General features: G+C 63.2%; 11 protein-coding genes. 8 read left to right on the forward strand and 3 right to left on the reverse strand.

Annotation, left to right across the window (positions count from 1 at the left end):
- The first annotated feature begins 14 nt into the window (after positions 1 to 14).
- The 6 genes from AB7E19_RS20180 (at position 15) to AB7E19_RS20205 (ending at position 11,768) form a co-directional block, all read left to right on the forward strand.
- Positions 15 to 407, forward strand: coding sequence for a DoxX family protein (locus AB7E19_RS20180; protein WP_043154976.1), 393 nt, complete (start codon positions 15 to 17; stop codon positions 405 to 407).
- A gap of 232 nt (positions 408 to 639) precedes the next feature.
- Positions 640 to 3,996 (forward strand): exodeoxyribonuclease V subunit gamma, encoded by a 3,357-nt coding sequence (gene recC, locus AB7E19_RS20185; RefSeq protein WP_427936376.1) that lies wholly within the window; start codon positions 640 to 642, stop codon positions 3,994 to 3,996.
- The gene (recB, locus tag AB7E19_RS20190; RefSeq protein WP_427936378.1) at positions 3,996 to 7,610 is read left to right on the forward strand and encodes an exodeoxyribonuclease V subunit beta; all 3,615 of its coding nucleotides are present in this window, start codon (positions 3,996 to 3,998) and stop codon (positions 7,608 to 7,610) included. The genes recC and recB overlap by 1 nt, the downstream gene beginning before the upstream one ends.
- An 8-nt stretch (positions 7,611 to 7,618) precedes the next feature.
- On the forward strand, positions 7,619 to 9,676 hold the full coding sequence (gene recD / locus AB7E19_RS20195; RefSeq protein ID WP_427936380.1) for an exodeoxyribonuclease V subunit alpha: 2,058 nt from the start codon (positions 7,619 to 7,621) through the stop codon (positions 9,674 to 9,676).
- A 57-nt stretch (positions 9,677 to 9,733) separates the two neighbouring features.
- Positions 9,734 to 10,807 carry a hypothetical protein gene (locus AB7E19_RS20200; protein WP_408810875.1) on the forward strand — a complete coding sequence of 358 codons (1,074 nt, stop codon included), beginning with the start codon at positions 9,734 to 9,736 and terminating at the stop codon, positions 10,805 to 10,807.
- Positions 10,808 to 11,288: 481 nt separating this feature from the next.
- A complete protein-coding gene (locus tag AB7E19_RS20205) occupies positions 11,289 to 11,768 on the forward strand; it encodes a GNAT family N-acetyltransferase (protein WP_279474056.1) in 480 nt (159 codons plus the stop codon).
- 300 nt (positions 11,769 to 12,068) lie between these two features.
- On the opposite strand, the gene AB7E19_RS20210 is transcribed toward AB7E19_RS20205, so the two are convergent.
- Positions 12,069 to 12,467, reverse strand: a complete 399-nt coding sequence (locus AB7E19_RS20210) for a VOC family protein (RefSeq protein ID WP_139736799.1) — start codon at positions 12,465 to 12,467, stop codon at positions 12,069 to 12,071.
- Between the two features lie 75 nt (positions 12,468 to 12,542).
- Between AB7E19_RS20210 and AB7E19_RS20215 the strand changes: the two genes are divergently transcribed.
- Positions 12,543 to 13,457, forward strand: a complete 915-nt coding sequence (locus AB7E19_RS20215; RefSeq protein ID WP_214005964.1) for a helix-turn-helix transcriptional regulator — start codon at positions 12,543 to 12,545, stop codon at positions 13,455 to 13,457.
- Positions 13,458 to 13,516: 59 nt separating this feature from the next.
- Here the strand turns inward: AB7E19_RS20215 and AB7E19_RS20220 are convergent, their stop codons facing one another.
- A complete protein-coding gene (locus AB7E19_RS20220) occupies positions 13,517 to 14,758 on the reverse strand; it encodes an ammonium transporter (RefSeq protein WP_042864817.1) in 1,242 nt (413 codons plus the stop codon).
- Between the two features lie 25 nt (positions 14,759 to 14,783).
- Positions 14,784 to 15,122 carry a P-II family nitrogen regulator gene (gene glnK, locus AB7E19_RS20225; RefSeq protein ID WP_010675904.1) on the reverse strand — a complete coding sequence of 113 codons (339 nt, stop codon included), beginning with the start codon at positions 15,120 to 15,122 and terminating at the stop codon, positions 14,784 to 14,786.
- 386 nt (positions 15,123 to 15,508) lie between these two features.
- Here glnK and AB7E19_RS20230 point away from each other — a divergent pair, with 386 nt between their 5' ends.
- Positions 15,509 to 16,510 (forward strand): sensor domain-containing diguanylate cyclase, encoded by a 1,002-nt coding sequence (locus tag AB7E19_RS20230; RefSeq protein WP_039040121.1) that lies wholly within the window; start codon positions 15,509 to 15,511, stop codon positions 16,508 to 16,510.
- Positions 16,511 to 16,542: the final 32 nt, after the last annotated feature.

Consider the following 16,542-nt stretch of genomic DNA (forward strand, 5'->3'; position numbering starts at 1 on the left):
AAAGGAATATGACGATGGACAAGATGAAAGATGTGGCACTGCTGGTGGGTCGTGTACTGCTGGCGCTGATGTTCGTGATGGCTGGCTGGGGCAAGATCGGCGGTTACGCCGGTACCCAGGGTTACATGGAAGCCATGGGCGTGCCCGGGTTCATGCTGCCCCTGGTGATCCTGCTGGAGCTGGGTGGCGGTCTCGCCATCGTGCTGGGCCTGTTTACCCGCAGCCTCTCCGTGCTGCTGGCCGGTTTCACCCTGATGGCCGCCTTCATCTTCCACTATCAGCCTGCCGAGCAGATGCAGATGCTGATGTTCATGAAGAACGTCTCCGTGGCCGGTGGTTTCCTGGCCCTGGCGGCGGCCGGTGCAGGGGCTTTCAGCCTGGATGCCCGCCTCGGCAAGCACTGGTAATACCCTGACGTTTCAAGTTTTCCAACGCCTTTTGGCCGGTGCCCCGCACCGGCTTTTTTATGTCCGCTTCCCGGGGATGCCATCTGTGTGACGGCGCGCAGTCCGGACGCCACAAGTGCCTTTTGCATCTTATCCCCCGATCCCCGACAATCCCGATTCGCGTGCCGTGACGGGAATGCCAGAGAGTGCCCCCCCGCGCACCCCCTCTTCATGAAATTGGCGGGAGTCGTCCATGTTTACCCTCTACCACTCCAATCAGCTGGATCTGCTCAAGGAGCTGCTGGTGAGCCGCATCCGGCAGGCTCCGCTCTCCCACCCCTTCGATCGGGAGCAGATCCTGGTGCAGAGTCCCGGCATGGCCCAGTGGCTCAAGCTGGAGCTGGCCAAGGCGTTCGGCATCGCCGCCAACATCGACTTTCCCCTGCCCGCGAGTTTCATCTGGGAGATGTTCACCCGGGTGCTGGCGGACGTGCCGCGCCAGAGCCCCTACAACAAGGGGGCCATGAGCTGGCACCTGATGACCATTCTGCCCACCCTGCTCGGCAGACCCGCCTTTGCGCCCCTCGCGGCCTATCTGGGGGGCAGTGACGGGGCGGCGCCGGAGCAGGTGCGGCTCTGGCAGCTCTGCCAGAAGGTGGCGGATCTGTTCGACCAGTATCTGGTCTACCGGCCGGACTGGATCGCCCGCTGGGAAGAGGGGGAAGGATTGAGCCAGGAGCTGGCCGGGGTGAGCGGTCAGGATTGGCAGCCCGAGCTCTGGCGCGAGCTGGTGGCCCGCACCCTGGCCCTCAGCCCCAGCGGCTACCACCGCGCCAACCTCTACGAGGCCTTCATCCACGAGCTGGAGCGCACCCGGGATCTGCCGGGCAGGCTGCCGCAACGGGTCTTCGTGTTCGGCATCTCGGCCCTGCCGCCCCGCTACGTGGAGGCCCTGCTGGCCCTCGGCAGCCGCCCCGAGGTGGAGGTGCACCTGTTTGTGACCAACCCCTGCCGCTACTACTGGGGGGATTTGCTCGATCGCAAGACCCTGGCGCGCCTCGAAAACAAGCTCAAGCCCGGCACGGATCTCGAGACCCTGCAGGGCCCTGCCAATCCGCTGCTCGCCTCCATGGGCAAGCTGGGGCGTGACTACCTGCACCAGCTGATGGAGCTGGAGGTGCCGCAGATCGAGGCCTTCGTCGACATCGAGGATCGCGACGATGAGGGCAAGGTCACCTTGCTGCGGGCCATCCAGAAAGACGTGCTGGAGCTGGCGGAACGGGGGGCAGGCGAGTTCAGTCTCGATGCCAGCCACCACAAGAGCCCTGTCAGCCTGGATGACGGCACTTTGCAGATCCACGCCTGCCACGGCCCCATGCGGGAGCTCGAGGTGCTGCACGACCGGCTGCTGGCCCTGTTCGAGCAGGATCCCACCCTCACCCCCAAAGACGTGGTGGTGATGATGCCGGACGTCAACAGCTACGGCCCCTACATCCAGGCCGTCTTTGGCAAGGAGGGCGGCAAGGGGCGGGGCGGGGCCCGCGGCCAGATCCCCTTTGCGATCTCCGATCGGGCGGCGAGCCAGGAGAGCCCGCTGCTGCAAAGTTTCCTCGCCCTGCTCAGGCTGCCGAACGCCCGCTTCGGGGCGGGGGAGCTGCTCGCCATCCTGGAGGTGCCCGCCGTGCTGCGCCGCTTCGAGCTGGACGACGACGAGTTCAACGTGCTGCGGCGCTGGGTGCAGGAGACCGGCATCCGCTGGGGGCTGGATGACGACTATCCCGAGCGCTTCGCGCTGCCGCGTCTGTCCGGCAACAGTTGGCTGTTCGGCCTGCGGCGCATGCTGCTGGGCTTTGCCATGGGGGACGGGGAGCCGGTGGCGGGGATCCTGCCCTATGCGGACATCGAGGGGCAGCAGGGGCTGATCCTCGGCAAGCTCGCCTGGTTCGTCGACTCCCTGGCGGAGTTTCTGCCCCGGCTGCAACAGGCACAGCCGCTGGCCGAATGGCACGCCTGCCTGCTGGCGCTGCTGGAGCGCTTCTATCTCGCCGACGAGGATGAAGAGCGCCAGCTCCAGCTCATCCGCAGCCAGCTCACCGACTGGCAGGCCCAGCTCGGCGAGGCCCGCTTCGAGCAGGCCATCAGTGCCGACCTGTTGCAGGACTACCTCGGCAGCGTGCTGGGGGAGTCCCGCTCCAGCCAGCGCTTCCTTGCCGGTCAGGTCAACTTCTGCACCCTGATGCCGATGCGCTCCATTCCCTTCCGCCAGGTCTGCCTGCTCGGCATGAACGACGGCGTCTACCCGCGCACCCTGCCCCCCATGGGCTTCGATCTGATGGCGGTGGCCTCGCGGCGCGGGGACCGATCCCGCCGGGATGACGACCGCTACCTCTTCCTCGAGGCGCTCCTCAGTGCCCAGCAGGGGCTCTACATCAGCTATCAGGGGTTCAGCCCCCAGGACAACAGCGAGAAGGTGCCCTCCGTGTTGCTGGCGGAGCTCATCGACTACGTGCGCCAGGGCTTCGTGCTGGCGGGGGATGAAGATCTCGACGATGACACCTCGGGCCAGCGGCTGCTCGAACACCTGATCGTGGCGCACCCCCTCACCCCCTACAGCCCGGCCTACTTTTACCCCGAACCCGGCTCCGGTCTCTTCACCTATGCCGCCGACTGGCTGCCGGCCCTGAGCCCCGAGCGGGGTGCCGCCAACTTCCAGAGCGGCGATCTGCCCCTGCCCGCGGAGTGGGGCAGGGAGCAGGGGCTGGAGCTGGCGGAGCTGCTGCGCTTCTATCGCCAGCCCGCCAGGTACTTCCTCAACCGCCGCCTCAAGGTGTGGTTCGAGCTGGAGGAGGCAACCATCGAAGACAGCGAGCCCTTCGAGCTGGACGGCCTGCAGCACTATCAGCTCAAGGCGCTGCTGCTGGATGCCCATCTGACCGAAGGGGAGAGCGAGGCCCGTCGCCACCGGCTGCAACTCTCCGGCCTGCTGCCGCAAGGGTGGTTCGGCAGCCTGCTGCTGGAGGAGATCGACGGCGAGATGGGCAAGCTGGCGGCGCGGCTGCGCCCCTGGACGGGGGACAAACAGGCGGTGGAGATCGACATCGCCCTGGCCCAGGGGCAGCTTCAGGGCTGGATAGACACCCAGAAGGGACGAGCGCTGGTGGTCAAACCCGGCAGCTTCAACGGCAAGGATCTGCTGCTGGCCTGGATCCAGCACCTTTGCCTCTCATTGAGCAGCGCCCCCGGCGACACCCTGTTGTTCGATGCCAAACAGAGTCTGCGGCTGCCAAGGCTTGCGGCGGACGAGGCGCGGCCCAGGTTGGCGGCCCTGGTGGCCCTCTGGACCCAGGGGATGAAGCGGCCGCTGCCCTTCTTCCCGAGCACCGCCTGGGAGTGGCTCAAGGGGATCGAGAAGGATCCGGCAAAGCCGGAGGAGGCCGACAAGGCGGCACTTGCCCGCTTCAACGGCGGCTACATGGTGACGGGAGAGGGGCAGGACGTCTATGTCGCCCGCTGCTTCCCGGAACTCGATGACGAGGTGCTGGCCCAGTTGCAGGGGCTGGCCCGTGAACACCTGACCCCGCTCCATCAGGCGCTGGAGGAGTTGCAATAATGGCTAACCCGCTCAATCCCCTGCGTTTTCCCCTCTATGGCGAGCGGCTGATCGAGGCCTCCGCCGGGACCGGCAAGACCTATACCATCGCGGGCCTCTATCTGCGCCTCTTGCTGGGCCACGGCCCGGTTATCGAACAAGCAGGCAAGGAGGGGGGAGACGCCGGTCTGCCCTGTGCCCACGAGCGGCCCCTGTCGGTGACCGAGATCCTGGTGGTGACCTTTACCGAGGCGGCCACCGCCGAACTGAGGGGGCGGATCCGCGCCCGCATCCACGAGGCGCGCCTCGCCTTTATGCGCGGTCACAGCACGGATACCCTGCTGGCCCAACTGCTGGCGGAGGTGGAGGATCACGACCTGGCGGCCCGTCGCCTGCTGGCCGCCGAGCGGCAGATGGACGAGGCGGCGGTCTTCACCATCCACGGCTTCTGCCAGCGGATGCTCAGGCAGAACGCCTTCGAGTCGGGCGCCCTCTTTGAAACCGAATTTTTGACCGACGACAGCCGGCTCCGGCTGCAGGCGGTGAGTGACTACTGGCGCGCCGAGTTCTATCCGGTGGATCAGCCCCTGGCCCGGGCGGTGCGAAGGCTCTGGCCGAGCCCCGCCGCCCTGCTGCGGGAGATGGGGAGCTGGCTCGACAACGACGAGCTGGAGATCCGCCCGGTGGCGGGGGACGAGACCCTGGCGGCGCGGCACAGCGTCGCCATGGCCCGCATCGGGGCGGTGAAAGCCGGGTGGCTGGCGCAGACGGACGAGATCCGCCGCCAGACCGAGGGGCAGATCAGCCGCTACACCGGCAAGAACTACGAGGGGTGGCTTGCCAAGATTGGCGACTGGGCGCAGGACGAGACCAGCGGCTACGTCCTGCCCAAGGAACTGGAGCGCTTCGGCCAGCAGGCGCTGGAGGAGAACCTCAAGAAGGGGGGAACGGTGCCCACCCTGCCGCTCTTTGGCGAGATAGACGCCCTGCTGGCGAGCCGACCCGGCATCCGGGATCTCGTCTTGCAGCGGGCGGCCAGGGTGGTGCGCAGCCGAATGCAGGAGAGCAAGCGCCAGGCCCATCAGCTCTCCTTCGACGATCTGCTGCGGGATCTCGACGGGGCGCTCGGCTCGGGCCTGGGGGAGCGGCTGTGCGAGCGCATCCGCGCCACCTACCGGGTCGCCATGATCGATGAATTCCAGGATACCGACCCCCAGCAGTACCGCATCTTCCATCGCCTTTACGGCGGTCACCAGGACACGGCGCTCCTGATGATCGGCGACCCCAAGCAGGCCATCTACGGCTTTCGTGGCGCGGACATCTTCACCTACATCCAGGCGCGGCGAAATGTGAGCGCCCACTACACCCTGGGGCGCAACTGGCGCTCAAGCCGCGCCCTGGTGGCGGCGGTCAACGGCCTGTTCGAGCGGGCGAAGGATCCCTTCATCTACGAGGCGGACATCCCCTTCCTGCCGGTGGAGGCGCAGGGCAAGAGCCGGGCACTGCTGATCGAGGGGCAGACCGCCCCCGTGCTGCACTGCTGGCAGCTCACCGGTCAGCCCACCTTCAACAAGGGGGAGTACCAGAGCAGGATGGCCCGCGCCACGGCGGCGGAGATCCATCGCCTGCTCACGCTGGCCCGGGAGGGCAAGGCGATGCTCGGCAGCGAGCCGGTCAGGGCCGGGGATATCGCCGTGCTGGTGCGCACCGGCGCCGAGGGCAAGCTGGTGCAGCAGGAGCTGGCGCGCCTTGCCATCGCTTCCGTCTATCTGTCGAACCGCGAGAGCGTGCTGGCCCAGGTGGAGGCGCGGGAGATCCTGCTGATCCTGCACGCCTGCCAGAACCCGAGCGATGAGCGAAGCCTTAGGGCAGCGCTCGCCACCGGCCTGTTCGATCTCGATGCCAGGGCCCTGGACGCGCTGGCCTCGGACGAGCGGGCCTGGGAGAGCGCGGTGCAGGAGTTCATGGGATACCGCGCGGTCTGGCATCGCCACGGGGTGCTGGCCATGCTGCGGGCCCTGATGCACGGGCGCAACCTCGCCGCCTCCTTGCTGGCGAGCCCCTACGGGGAGCGGCGGCTGACCAACTTCCTCCATCTCGGCGAGCTGCTGCAACAGGCGAGCGGCGAGCTGGACGGGGAGTACGCCCTGCTGCGCTGGCTCGGGGAGGCGGTGAGCCAGCCCAACGGCCAGGACGGGGAGCAGATACTTCGCCTGGAGTCCGAGCGCAAGCTGGTGCAGATCGTCACCATCCACAAATCCAAGGGGCTGGAGTACCCGCTGGTCTTCCTGCCGTTCATTTGCAGCCACCGCGCCGCCGACACCCCCCTGTTCCACGAAACGGGGGAGGCGGGCAATCGCACCGTGCTCGATCTCACCGGTGCCGAGGCGTCCCTGGCCGAGGCCGACAAGGAGCGCCTCGCCGAAGACTTGCGCCTGCTCTACGTGGCCCTGACCCGGGGGGTCTATGCCACCTGGCTCGGGCTGGCGCCGGTGCGTTCCGGGGCGGGCAAGTCGGAGAAGACCGACCTGCACCGCACCGCCATCGGCTACCTGCTGCAAAAGGGGGAGGAGGGGGACGCCGGGACACTGGCGACCGCCCTCACCGACCTGGCCCAGGCGCTGCCGGGGGTGGCCGTCGGTGAGCCCTCGCTCACCCGCCCGGCCCCGCTGCCCGCCGAAGCGGAGACGCCGGGGGAGCCCAGCGTGCGCGCGTTCCAGGGGCAGCTTGAGCGGGACTGGTGGATCAGCTCCTACTCCGGGCTCGCGGCCCAGGGCAACGGCCACGGCAAGGGGGTGCTGGCCAACCCCGGCTTCGACGACGAGGTGGCCACCGAGGCTGCCGTCACCGTGCAGGAAGAGGAGGCGCCCGCCCCTTCCATCTTCACCTTCCCCAAGGGGGCGCGTCCCGGCACCCTGCTCCACAGCCTGTTCGAGACCATCGACTTCGAGCACGCGAAGGGCGAGTCGCTGGCACAGCACATCGCCGCCCTGCTGACCCAGGAGGGGTTCGACGAAGGCTGGGCCCCCGTGCTGCAACAGCAGGTGGAGGCGGTGCTGGATACCCCCCTTGAGACCGGCCTTGGGGATCCGGTGCGGCTGCGGGATCTGGCCCCCGAGCGCAAACAGGTGGAGCTGGAGTTCTTCCTGCCCATGGGGCGGGTGACGGCACCGGCGCTGACTGCACTCTGCCAGCAGCACGACCCCCTGTCGCGGGACGGCAAGCCGCTCGGTTTTGCCACCGTGCAGGGGATGCTCAAGGGTTTCATCGACCTGGTGTTCGAGTGGCAGGGGCGCTGGTATCTGCTCGACTACAAATCGAACCACCTTGGCATGAGCCCCGCCGATTACGGCCGCCCGGCCCTGGAGCGGGCCATGCGCGAGCATCGCTACGATCTGCAATACCAGCTCTATTCGCTGGCGCTGCACCGGCTGCTCGCCTTGCGGCTGCCGGGCTACGATTTCGACCGGCATTTTGGCGGGGTCTTCTATCTCTTCCTGCGCGGCATGCCCCAGGGGGGCATTTTCCATGCCAGGCCCAGCCGGGAACTGGTGCTGGGGCTGGACGAGTTGTTTAGTAAAGGTGTGACGTCTGACGATCATCGTTTAGAAAAATCGAACAAGGCAGAGGCATGAGGGGCGAGATGAAGGGCGAAACCATGATAGAGCGGCTGAAAGCCTTGGCGCTGGCGGGGCGCATCCGCCAGCTTGACCTGCAATTTGCCAGGCTGGTGGCCGACCTTGGCGGCAGCCCCGAGCTGGTGCTGGGGGCCGCGCTCGCCTGCCATGAGCTGGGGCGCGGCCATGTCTGCCTGCCGCTGGCGATGCTCGCTCAGGGCGGTGACGGGCAGGGATCCTCGCGTCCCTTCGGGCTGGATCCGGATCAGAGCCGGGATCTGCTGGCGGATCTCGCGGATCCTGCGAGCTGGCCCGCCCTCTTTGCGGCCAGCCCCCTGGTGGGGAGCGAACAGGAGGAGGGGGAGAGCCCCCGCTGGCCCCTGCGACTCTGGGGGGATCGCCTCTACCTCACCCGCTACCACGACTTTGAGCTGGGGGTGGCCCGCCACCTTAGCGCCTTGAGTGAAAGAGCCGAATGGCCGGAGATTGCCCCGGCCCTGTCACGCCTCTTTGCCCGCGACTACGGCCTGGTGTTCGGGGCCCTGCTCAAGGCCCGCCTCGCGCCGGATTTCTCCGTCCGCCACTTTGTGGAGAAGTACCTGGATCTGGTCTTCCCCCATGAGGTGGAGTGGCCCGCCGTGGAGACCCTGCTAAAAAGCGCCCAGGCGGCCAGCGAGCTGGAGCAGCTGGATACCCTGGTACCCGAGGCGCTCTGCTGCAACGGTCAGAAGCTGGCGGCGGCCACGGCGGCGGCGCGCCCCTTCGCGGTCATCTCCGGCGGCCCCGGCACCGGCAAGACCACCACGGTGGCCAAGCTCCTCGCCATCCTGGTGGAGACCGGCCTGCAAGGGGGCAAGGCCCCGGCGATCCGGCTGGTGGCCCCCACCGGCAAGGCGGCGGCGCGTCTGACCGAGAGTATCGGCGCTGCCCTGCAGGCCCTGGATCTGCCCCCCGAGTGGGTGGAGGCCATCCCCACCGAGGCGGGTACCCTGCATCGGCTGCTCGGGGTGATCCCCGGGCGCAGCCAGTTCCGCCATCACAGAGGCAACCCGCTGCACCTGGACTTGCTGGTGGTGGACGAGGCCTCCATGGTGGACCTGCCCATGATGGCGCGCCTGCTGGATGCGCTGCCGAGCCACGCCCGCCTCATCCTGCTCGGCGACAAGGATCAGCTCGCCTCGGTGGAGGCGGGGGCCGTGCTCGGGGATATCTGCAGCTTTATCGAACAGGGCATCAGCCCCGCGCAGGCACACTGGCTCTCCCGCCAGACCGGCTATCGCCTGCAAGGCACGCCGGCGGGGGCCAGCGTGCGCGACAGCCTCTGTTTGCTCTCCAAGAGCTGGCGCTTTGACCAGCATTCGGGCATCGGCCAGTTGGCGCGGGCCTGCAACAGCGGCGACGGGGCGGCAGTGGAGGCGGTCTGGGGCGCAGGATTTGGCGACATCCGCCTGCACCCCTGGGCGGGGGAGGCCTACAACGCCTTGATCGCAGAGGGGGTGGCCGGTTATGGCAGCTACCTCAAGGCGGCCCGGGCCGGCGAGGATCCGGCGGCGGTGTTCAAGGCGTTCAACGGCTTCCAGATCCTCTGCGCCCTGCGGGACGGCCCCTTCGGGGTGATGGGGCTCAACGAGCGGCTCGAACTGGCCCTCGCCAAGGCAGGGCTGATCCAGCGTGACGGCGACTGGTATGCGGGCCGCCCGGTGATGGTGGTGCGCAACGACCATGGGGTCGGCCTCTACAACGGCGACATGGGGCTCTGCCTGCCCGATGACACCGGCCGCCTCAAGGTGTGGTTCGAGCAGCCGGACGGCACCCTGCGGGCCCTGCTGCCCAGCCGGTTGCCCCCCCATGAGACGGTCTACGCCATGACCATCCACAAATCCCAGGGGTCGGAGTTTGCCCACACCGTACTGGTGCTGCCCGACAGCCCCAGCCCGCTGCTGACCCGCGAGCTGGTCTATACCGGCATCACCCGCGCCAAGGCCCGCCTCGATCTCTACGGCGATCGCGCCCTGCTGGCACAGGCGGTACGGAAAAAGACCGAGCGGTATTCAGGGTTGGCACAGAGGTTGGGAGGAAGTTAGTTAGCTGCAGTAAATAATCAACTAATTTACATACTGTACTGTTGAGGGGGAAGAAGTATGGAATTTTTTAAACTGATAGTTCCCAGCGATAAATTGCATGCTAATTTTAAGTCTATTTCACATGACAATTTAGAATTAGAGCGAAATATTTTCTCTCAATGGGCAGAAGGCTTCGTTGATAGAGATGGAAAAGTCATTAAAGAATTTCAGACGACCTTCAACTCAACATTTTGGGAAGTTTATTTACATGCAGCTTTCAAGGAGTTAGGGGCAAGTATAAACTGGCAGCACCCATCACCAGACTTTAATGTATTGAAGAATGATAGTGATATTATAGTGGAAGCTGTCGTTTCTAACTCAGCTGATGGTAAGGAAAATGAGTGGGAAAGAACATTCTCTGCAGAATCTATGGAGTCAATTAAACGGTTTGGTAAAATAAATCATGAAGCAATGATCAGACTGTCAAATTCTATACTTTCCAAATACAGACTGTATAATACAAAATATAAAAACCTTAACCATGTAAAGAATAAACCATTTGTGATAGCAGTTGCACCCTTTGAGCAGCCTTGGTTCAATCTACAATATACAAGACCAATTTGTGCTGTTTTATATGATCATTATGTTGATGAGGATGAATACTTAGATAATCCCGGGAAATACCCTGCAGGGCCCCCTGTAAGAAATCTAGGATTTATAGAGAAAGATAATGGTGCCTCAATTCAGTTAGGTTTATTCACGAATGAACTGATGAGGGAGGTTAGTGCTGTTATTTTCTCGTGTACTGCTACATGGGGTAAGTTAAGTGCGATGAAGCATAACTTCTTTAGTGGCTGTACAGTTGACTCCGTCTGGTCTGTGGATAAATCTGGTACGCCAGAAAGAAGGTCTGAAGATCACCGGTTGTATCATGAGAAAATTGTTGATGGACTGTGTATTCTGCATAACCCATACGCAATAAATCCTTTGCCAACGGATATCTTTTTCTGTCAAGGTGTTGCGCAGTATAAATATTTTATTCATGATAAAACGCTACATGCAATTGGGCTTGAAAATAGTCTTTTACACAGAAATGTAATCGATATACGACCTACAAACAAAGGCTTCATGCGTTTTATGCGACCTTTTTAGATCTCGAATGTTGGGCTTCGCAGGCTCAGCACCAACCTACCAATTGCTATGTTATAGCTGAGCGTAGCGAAGCCCAACGTTTACCGCGAGCTCTCTTTTTTCCTTCCCCTCATCCCCGGCCCTTCTCCCGCAAGGGGAGAAGGGAGATTTGACTCCCATTGAGTTGGTTTGCACCACAGGTTTATCGGATATTTGTAGGTTCGATTAGCGAAGCGTAATCGGACGATCGCGTAATCAAGCATCATGCAATCGAATATTGCATCATCGAAAATTCGTGCAATCCGCCACTCCCGAACTTTTCCCGATTGCCAACGCTATATCCTCGATGTCGGATGATCCCCTCTCCCTTTGGGAGGGGGCAGGGTGAGGGACGGTTAGGGTGCAATGAACGAAGTGAATTGCACCGCTCCTATTTATCTGTCAAAAGGTGTAATGCGCTTCGCTTTTTACACCCTACCTACACACGACAGGATCTTATTGATTGCGACTCGAATTTAACACCATCGATCTGAATCGGGATTACGAACGCTGTGTGCAGGCGCGCAGGGATGCTTATTTCTGTAGCTTTCATACCAATGAGGGCTTTGCCGACTTTATCGACGGCTATCGGGAGCGGATCTCTGAAAGGCTGGGGCAAGCGCAATGGTATTACCTGCATGTCTGGGTGGGTGAACAACTGGTGGGTCAGTTGGAATTTCGCAGCTTTTCCGATGAACCCGAGACGGGCTATGTTCAGCTGATCTATCTGTTTCCCGAGTATCGAGGCACCGGCCTGGCCGCAGAATTGCAGGCATATATCCGCCAGCAGTTGCTGGGGGCGGGCTGTAAATGGGCGTTGCTATCCGTTAGTCGTACCAATTTGCGGGCGCTGAACCATTATCGGCGTTCGGGCTGGACATTTTTGCGTTCCAATCCAAAACACGAAGAGACGGATTTTTATCGACTTGAACTGGCAAAATAATCTCGTATGTTGGGCTTCGCAGGCTCAGCACCAATCTACCCGTTACATAAGTTGTGGCTGAACGAAGCGAAGCCCAACGTTTACTGCATCATCTCTTTTTTCCTTCCCCTCATTCCCCACCCTTCTCCCGCAAGGGGAGAAGGGAGCGAATACGCCGTCCGATTACGCTTCGCTAATCGAACCTACGTGGCTGACTACTTTTACGTCAATTGAATCGCCATGGCTGGCGATTATATCCCCGGTGCCGCTTTATCCCCTCTTCCGTTGGGAGAGGGCAGGGTGAGGGGATCATTCAGGTAATTAGATAGTCAGCTCCAGCCGATTGCCTTCGGGATCCAGAAAGGTGCTCTCGTAATAGCCGTCGCCGGTCCAGCGGGGGCCGTCCAGGTGTTTCACCTCGGCGCCCTTGAGCAGCTTGAGGCGGGCTGTCATCTGGTCCACCGCATCCACGCTGCCGAGGGAGAAGGCGAGATGGGCCAGCCCCTGCAACGGGTGCGGCAGATGGAGATCTGCCGGGAACAGGATGGGGGTGTGCATCAGCTCCAGGCTGGCGCCTCCCTCGAAGCGCACGAAGTAAGAGCTGAACTGTTTGCTCGGATTGTGGTAGCGCTCATTGGCCTGCCCGCCAAACAGGGAGCAGTAGAATGCCTTGAGTGCCTCCAGATCCTGCGCCCAGATGGCGACGTGATGGATATGCATGGCTGGTCTCCTGTGACTCGATGCCCTTGATGCTATGCTGTGGCCTGTCCCTTCGACATGGCTGAGTCCGTCCTGATGATGTCTGAAACTGCCAATCTTGAAGTCATTGACGTCTCCCTCGACTGCCGCGAGCAGATCTGCTGCGACAGCCTGCTGCCGGCCCTCGCACAGGAGCAGGTATGGCTGGCGGGCTATTCCCGTCTCAAGACCCGTTATCGCATTTCCCGCCGCTTTGCCGATGTGCACTGTTTTCTGCTGACTCTGGGGGGCGAGGGAGAGGTGCTGATCGGCGATCGCTTCGAGCGGTTGCAGGTCGGGGAGTGGGCCCTGATCCCGGCCGGGGAGCCGCTCTGCTACCAGCTTAGTGAGCAGTTGAGTGAGCAGCTTAATGAGACGTTGAACCAGCAGGTGAATAAGGGTGGTGAGTGGGAGCTGGTGTGGCTGCTGTTGCACAAGGATTCCCCCTGGGATGCCTTCGCCAGCCACCCCCGGCTCGGCTGCACCTCCCAGCAGGCCACCGTGCTGCGCACGATCGAGAACCTCTATGCGGAGCAGGAGCGCCATCAGGACCCGCTGCTCAGCGCGCTGCTGGTGGAGCAGCTCGGTTTCTACCTGCGCCGCCTGCTGCAAAAGGGAGAGGGACAGAGCCGCGGCGAGCGGCTGGCGCTGCGCCTCGAATTACTGCTCAAAGAGGCGCTGACCGAGCCTTGGGACATAGCCCGCATGGCCGGCGCCCTGCATTTCTCCGAGCGTCAGCTCCATCGACTCTGTCAGCAGCATTTCGCGCTGGCGCCCATGGCGCTGCTGCAACGGTTGCGGTTGCAGCGGGCGGCGCTCTTGCTGGCGAGCCGGGCCGACCCGGTGAAGCAGTTGGCCGAGCAGTGCGGCTTCAAGAACGAATACCACTTCTCCACCGCCTTCAAGCGCCAGCATGGGCTGGCGCCCAGTCACTATCGCCGGTTGCATCACCCCGCCTTCAAGGGGCGCTGAGGGCGCCCAAAAAAACGGGGCCCGAGGTGTCCCCCGGGCCCCGCAAGCAGATGGCGTGCTTAGATGCTGGATTTGACGCTGACGAACTCGGGGTAGGCATCGATGCCGCACTCGTGGACATCCACACCCATCATCTCTTCCTCTTCGCTGACCCGCAGGCCCATGGTGGCCTTGAGCAGGCTCCAGACCACGAGGGAGACGACAAAGACCCAGCCGAAGATGGTGGCAGCACCCAGCAACTGGGCACCGAAGGTGGCGCTCGTGTTGGAGAAGGGCACCACCATCAGGCCGAACAGGCCGCAGACGCCGTGTACCGAGATGGCACCGACCGGATCATCGATCTTCAGGCGATCGAAGGCGACGATGGCGTAGACCACCAGGGCACCGGCCAGGGCGCCGATCAGGCTGGCGAACAGCGGGCTTGGGGAGGCCGGGTCGGCGGTGATGGCGACCAGACCGCCGAGGGCGCCGTTGAGGATCATGGTGAGATCCGCCTTGCCCCAGGTGAGCTTGCTGACCAGCAGGGCGCCGACCACACCGGCGGCCGCGGCGGCGTTGGTGTTGACGAACACGGTGCCGATGGCGGTGGCGTCAGCGGCGCTGGAGAGCGCCAGTTGGGAGCCACCGTTGAAGCCGAACCAGCCCATCCAGAGGATCAGGGTGCCCAGGGTCGCGAGCGGCAGGTTGGAGCCGGGGATAGGGTAGATCTCCCCTTGCTTGCCATATTTGCCGCGACGGGGGCCGAGCAGCAGCACGGCGGCCAGGGCAGCGGCAGCGCCCGCCATGTGGACGATGCCGGAGCCTGCGAAGTCGGAGAAGCCCGCCTCTTTCAGGAAGCCGCCGCCCCAGCTCCAGTAGCCTTCCACGGGGTAGATGAAGCCGGTCATCACCACGCAGAACAGCAGGAAGGACCAGAGCTTCATCCGCTCTGCCACCGCACCTGAGATGATGGAGGTGGCGGTGGCGACGAACACCACCTGGAAGAAGAAGTCGGAGTGCAGGGAGTGGCCCGCGTCGTCCGCCTGGCTGCCCATCAGGCTGCCAAAGCTCGGCAGCCAGCCGCCGGCGCTGTTGTCCACGTACATGATGTTGTAGCCGACCAGCAGGAACATGATGCAGGCGATGGCATAGAGCAGGATGTTCTTGGTCAGGATCTCGGTGGTGTTCTTGGCGCGGACCAGGCCGGCTTCGAGCATGGCGAACCCGGCGGCCATCCACATGACCAGCACGCCGGAGATCAGCAGGTAGAAGGTGTCGAGTGCATAGCGCAGCTCGCTGACGGATGTGATCAACTCTTCCATGTCGTATTCCTCAGTTCCAGTCGTATCAAAGGGCGTCTGCGTCGGTCTCGCCGGTGCGGATGCGCACGGCGGCCTGCAGGTCATAAACGAAGATCTTGCCGTCACCTATCTTGCCGGTGTGGGCGGCCTTGCTGATGGCTTCGATGATCTGCTCGACGTTGTCGGCCAGGGTGGCGATCTCCAGCTTTACCTTGGGCAGGAAATCCACCTGGTATTCGGCACCTCGGTACAGCTCGGTGTGCCCCTTCTGGCGGCCAAACCCCTTGACCTCGGAAACCGTCAGCCCCTCGACGCCGAGGTTGGCGATGGCTTCGCGCACGTCGTCGAGTTTGAACGGCTTGATGATGGCGGTGATTAATTTCATGCAATATCCCCAATCCTTGTGGTTCACCCAGATAAAGGCAAATATTGCGCCAGAAAAGTATTTTTCTTTTTATTCATGCACTTACTTATTAATCGCAACCCTGGTCAGCGAGGCTTGCCCAATATGGGCAGGGCTGCGCCAAAGGTGTGCACCGCCGTGGTGCAATCTGGCCGGCAGAAGAACGGAAGGGAGCGTGACGGCGCGCAAGACTCGAAAGTGTGCGGGCTGCTACTGTTGTTCAACAAGAGGGCAACCTGGCCGATAACCAGTCATGACGGGGTGTCGAGGCCAGTCGCCCCCTTGAAGGCTCGACCGGCAGGCCCGGTTTTCCCGCCAGGTCAACAAGCGGATCCGTGGCGCCGAGTAGCAGAACAAGGAAGGTTTTCATGCTGCATGACAATGAGATGACAAGGCTACCGGCCCTCGACGAGGCCGTGATGAGCGGCATGCTGGAGGTCGTGAGCGACGGTCTCTGGGACTGGAATGCCAACACCGGTTATGTCCATCGCTATCCCGGCTGGTATCAGATGCTGGGGTATGAGCCCCACTCCCTCGACAACACCGTCTTCACCTGGGAGAACCTGATCCACCCGGACGATCTGGCGCAGGTCATGGAGAGCTTCGATGCCTGCCTGAGCGGGCGGGCGGCAGACTACCGGGCCGAATACCGCTGCCGTTGCCGTAACGGTGACTACCTCTGGGTGGCGGATTGCGGCCGCATCGTCGCACGCAACCCGGACGGCAGTGTCGCCAGGATGGTGGGGGCACACCGCAACATCCACGCCCAGCGGGAACTCTACGCCCGGCTGGAGCTGCAAAACCGCACCCTGGAGCAGCAGGTGGCGCAGCGTACCGCCGAACTGGAGCGGCTCAACCAGGCATTGCAGTTCCAGGTGGAGGAGAACCGCCGCCTGGCGGAGACGGACTCCCTGACCGGCGCGGCCAGCCGCTATCGGCTGGAGCAGGCGGTGCGGCTGGAGCATGAGCGCGCCAAGCGCTTCAAGGAGCCCTTTGCCGTGATCGCCATGGACGTGGACGACTTCAAGCAGATCAACGATCGCCATGGCCACGGGGTGGGGGACCAGACCCTGATCGATATCGTGCAGCTGACCCGGGGCTGCATCCGCGAGATCGATCTGCTGGCCCGCTGGGGGGGGGACGAGTTCATGCTGGTGCTTCCCAATACCCGGTTGCCCGACGCCCGGGTGGTGGCCGAGAAGCTGAGGCAGCGCCTGAGCCATGCCAGGGTCAAGGGGATCGAGCCCGTGACCTTGAGTTTCGGGTTGGTGGAGTCCGACCCCGACGAGCAGGTGTCCCACCTGATGGCACGGGTCGACAGGGCGCTCTACCGGGCCAAGCTGGCGGGCAAGGACCAGCTCAGCGGCTGACAAGGGCACTGGTCGGAGCCGCTACGGGGCTT

Source organism: Aeromonas sp., from assembly GCF_050252055.1.
Lineage (GTDB): Bacteria > Pseudomonadota > Gammaproteobacteria > Enterobacterales > Aeromonadaceae > Aeromonas > Aeromonas caviae.

Excerpts from the sequence above, each read along its gene's own strand:
- recB (WP_427936378.1), top strand. The coding sequence starts at position 3,996 with ATGGCTAACCCGCTCAATCCCCTGCGTTTTCCCCTCTATGGCGAGCGG.
- AB7E19_RS20180 (WP_043154976.1), top strand. The coding sequence starts at position 15 with ATGGACAAGATGAAAGATGTGGCACTGCTGGTGGGTCGTGTACTGCTG.
- AB7E19_RS20230 (WP_039040121.1), top strand. The coding sequence starts at position 15,509 with ATGCTGCATGACAATGAGATGACAAGGCTACCGGCCCTCGACGAGGCC.
- AB7E19_RS20200 (WP_408810875.1), top strand. The coding sequence starts at position 9,734 with ATGGAATTTTTTAAACTGATAGTTCCCAGCGATAAATTGCATGCTAAT.
- AB7E19_RS20215 (WP_214005964.1), top strand. The coding sequence starts at position 12,543 with ATGATGTCTGAAACTGCCAATCTTGAAGTCATTGACGTCTCCCTCGAC.
- AB7E19_RS20210 (WP_139736799.1), bottom strand. The coding sequence starts at position 12,467 with ATGCATATCCATCACGTCGCCATCTGGGCGCAGGATCTGGAGGCACTC.
- glnK (WP_010675904.1), bottom strand. The coding sequence starts at position 15,122 with ATGAAATTAATCACCGCCATCATCAAGCCGTTCAAACTCGACGACGTG.
- AB7E19_RS20220 (WP_042864817.1), bottom strand. The coding sequence starts at position 14,758 with ATGGAAGAGTTGATCACATCCGTCAGCGAGCTGCGCTATGCACTCGAC.
- recD (WP_427936380.1), top strand. The coding sequence starts at position 7,619 with ATGAAGGGCGAAACCATGATAGAGCGGCTGAAAGCCTTGGCGCTGGCG.
- recC (WP_427936376.1), top strand. The coding sequence starts at position 640 with ATGTTTACCCTCTACCACTCCAATCAGCTGGATCTGCTCAAGGAGCTG.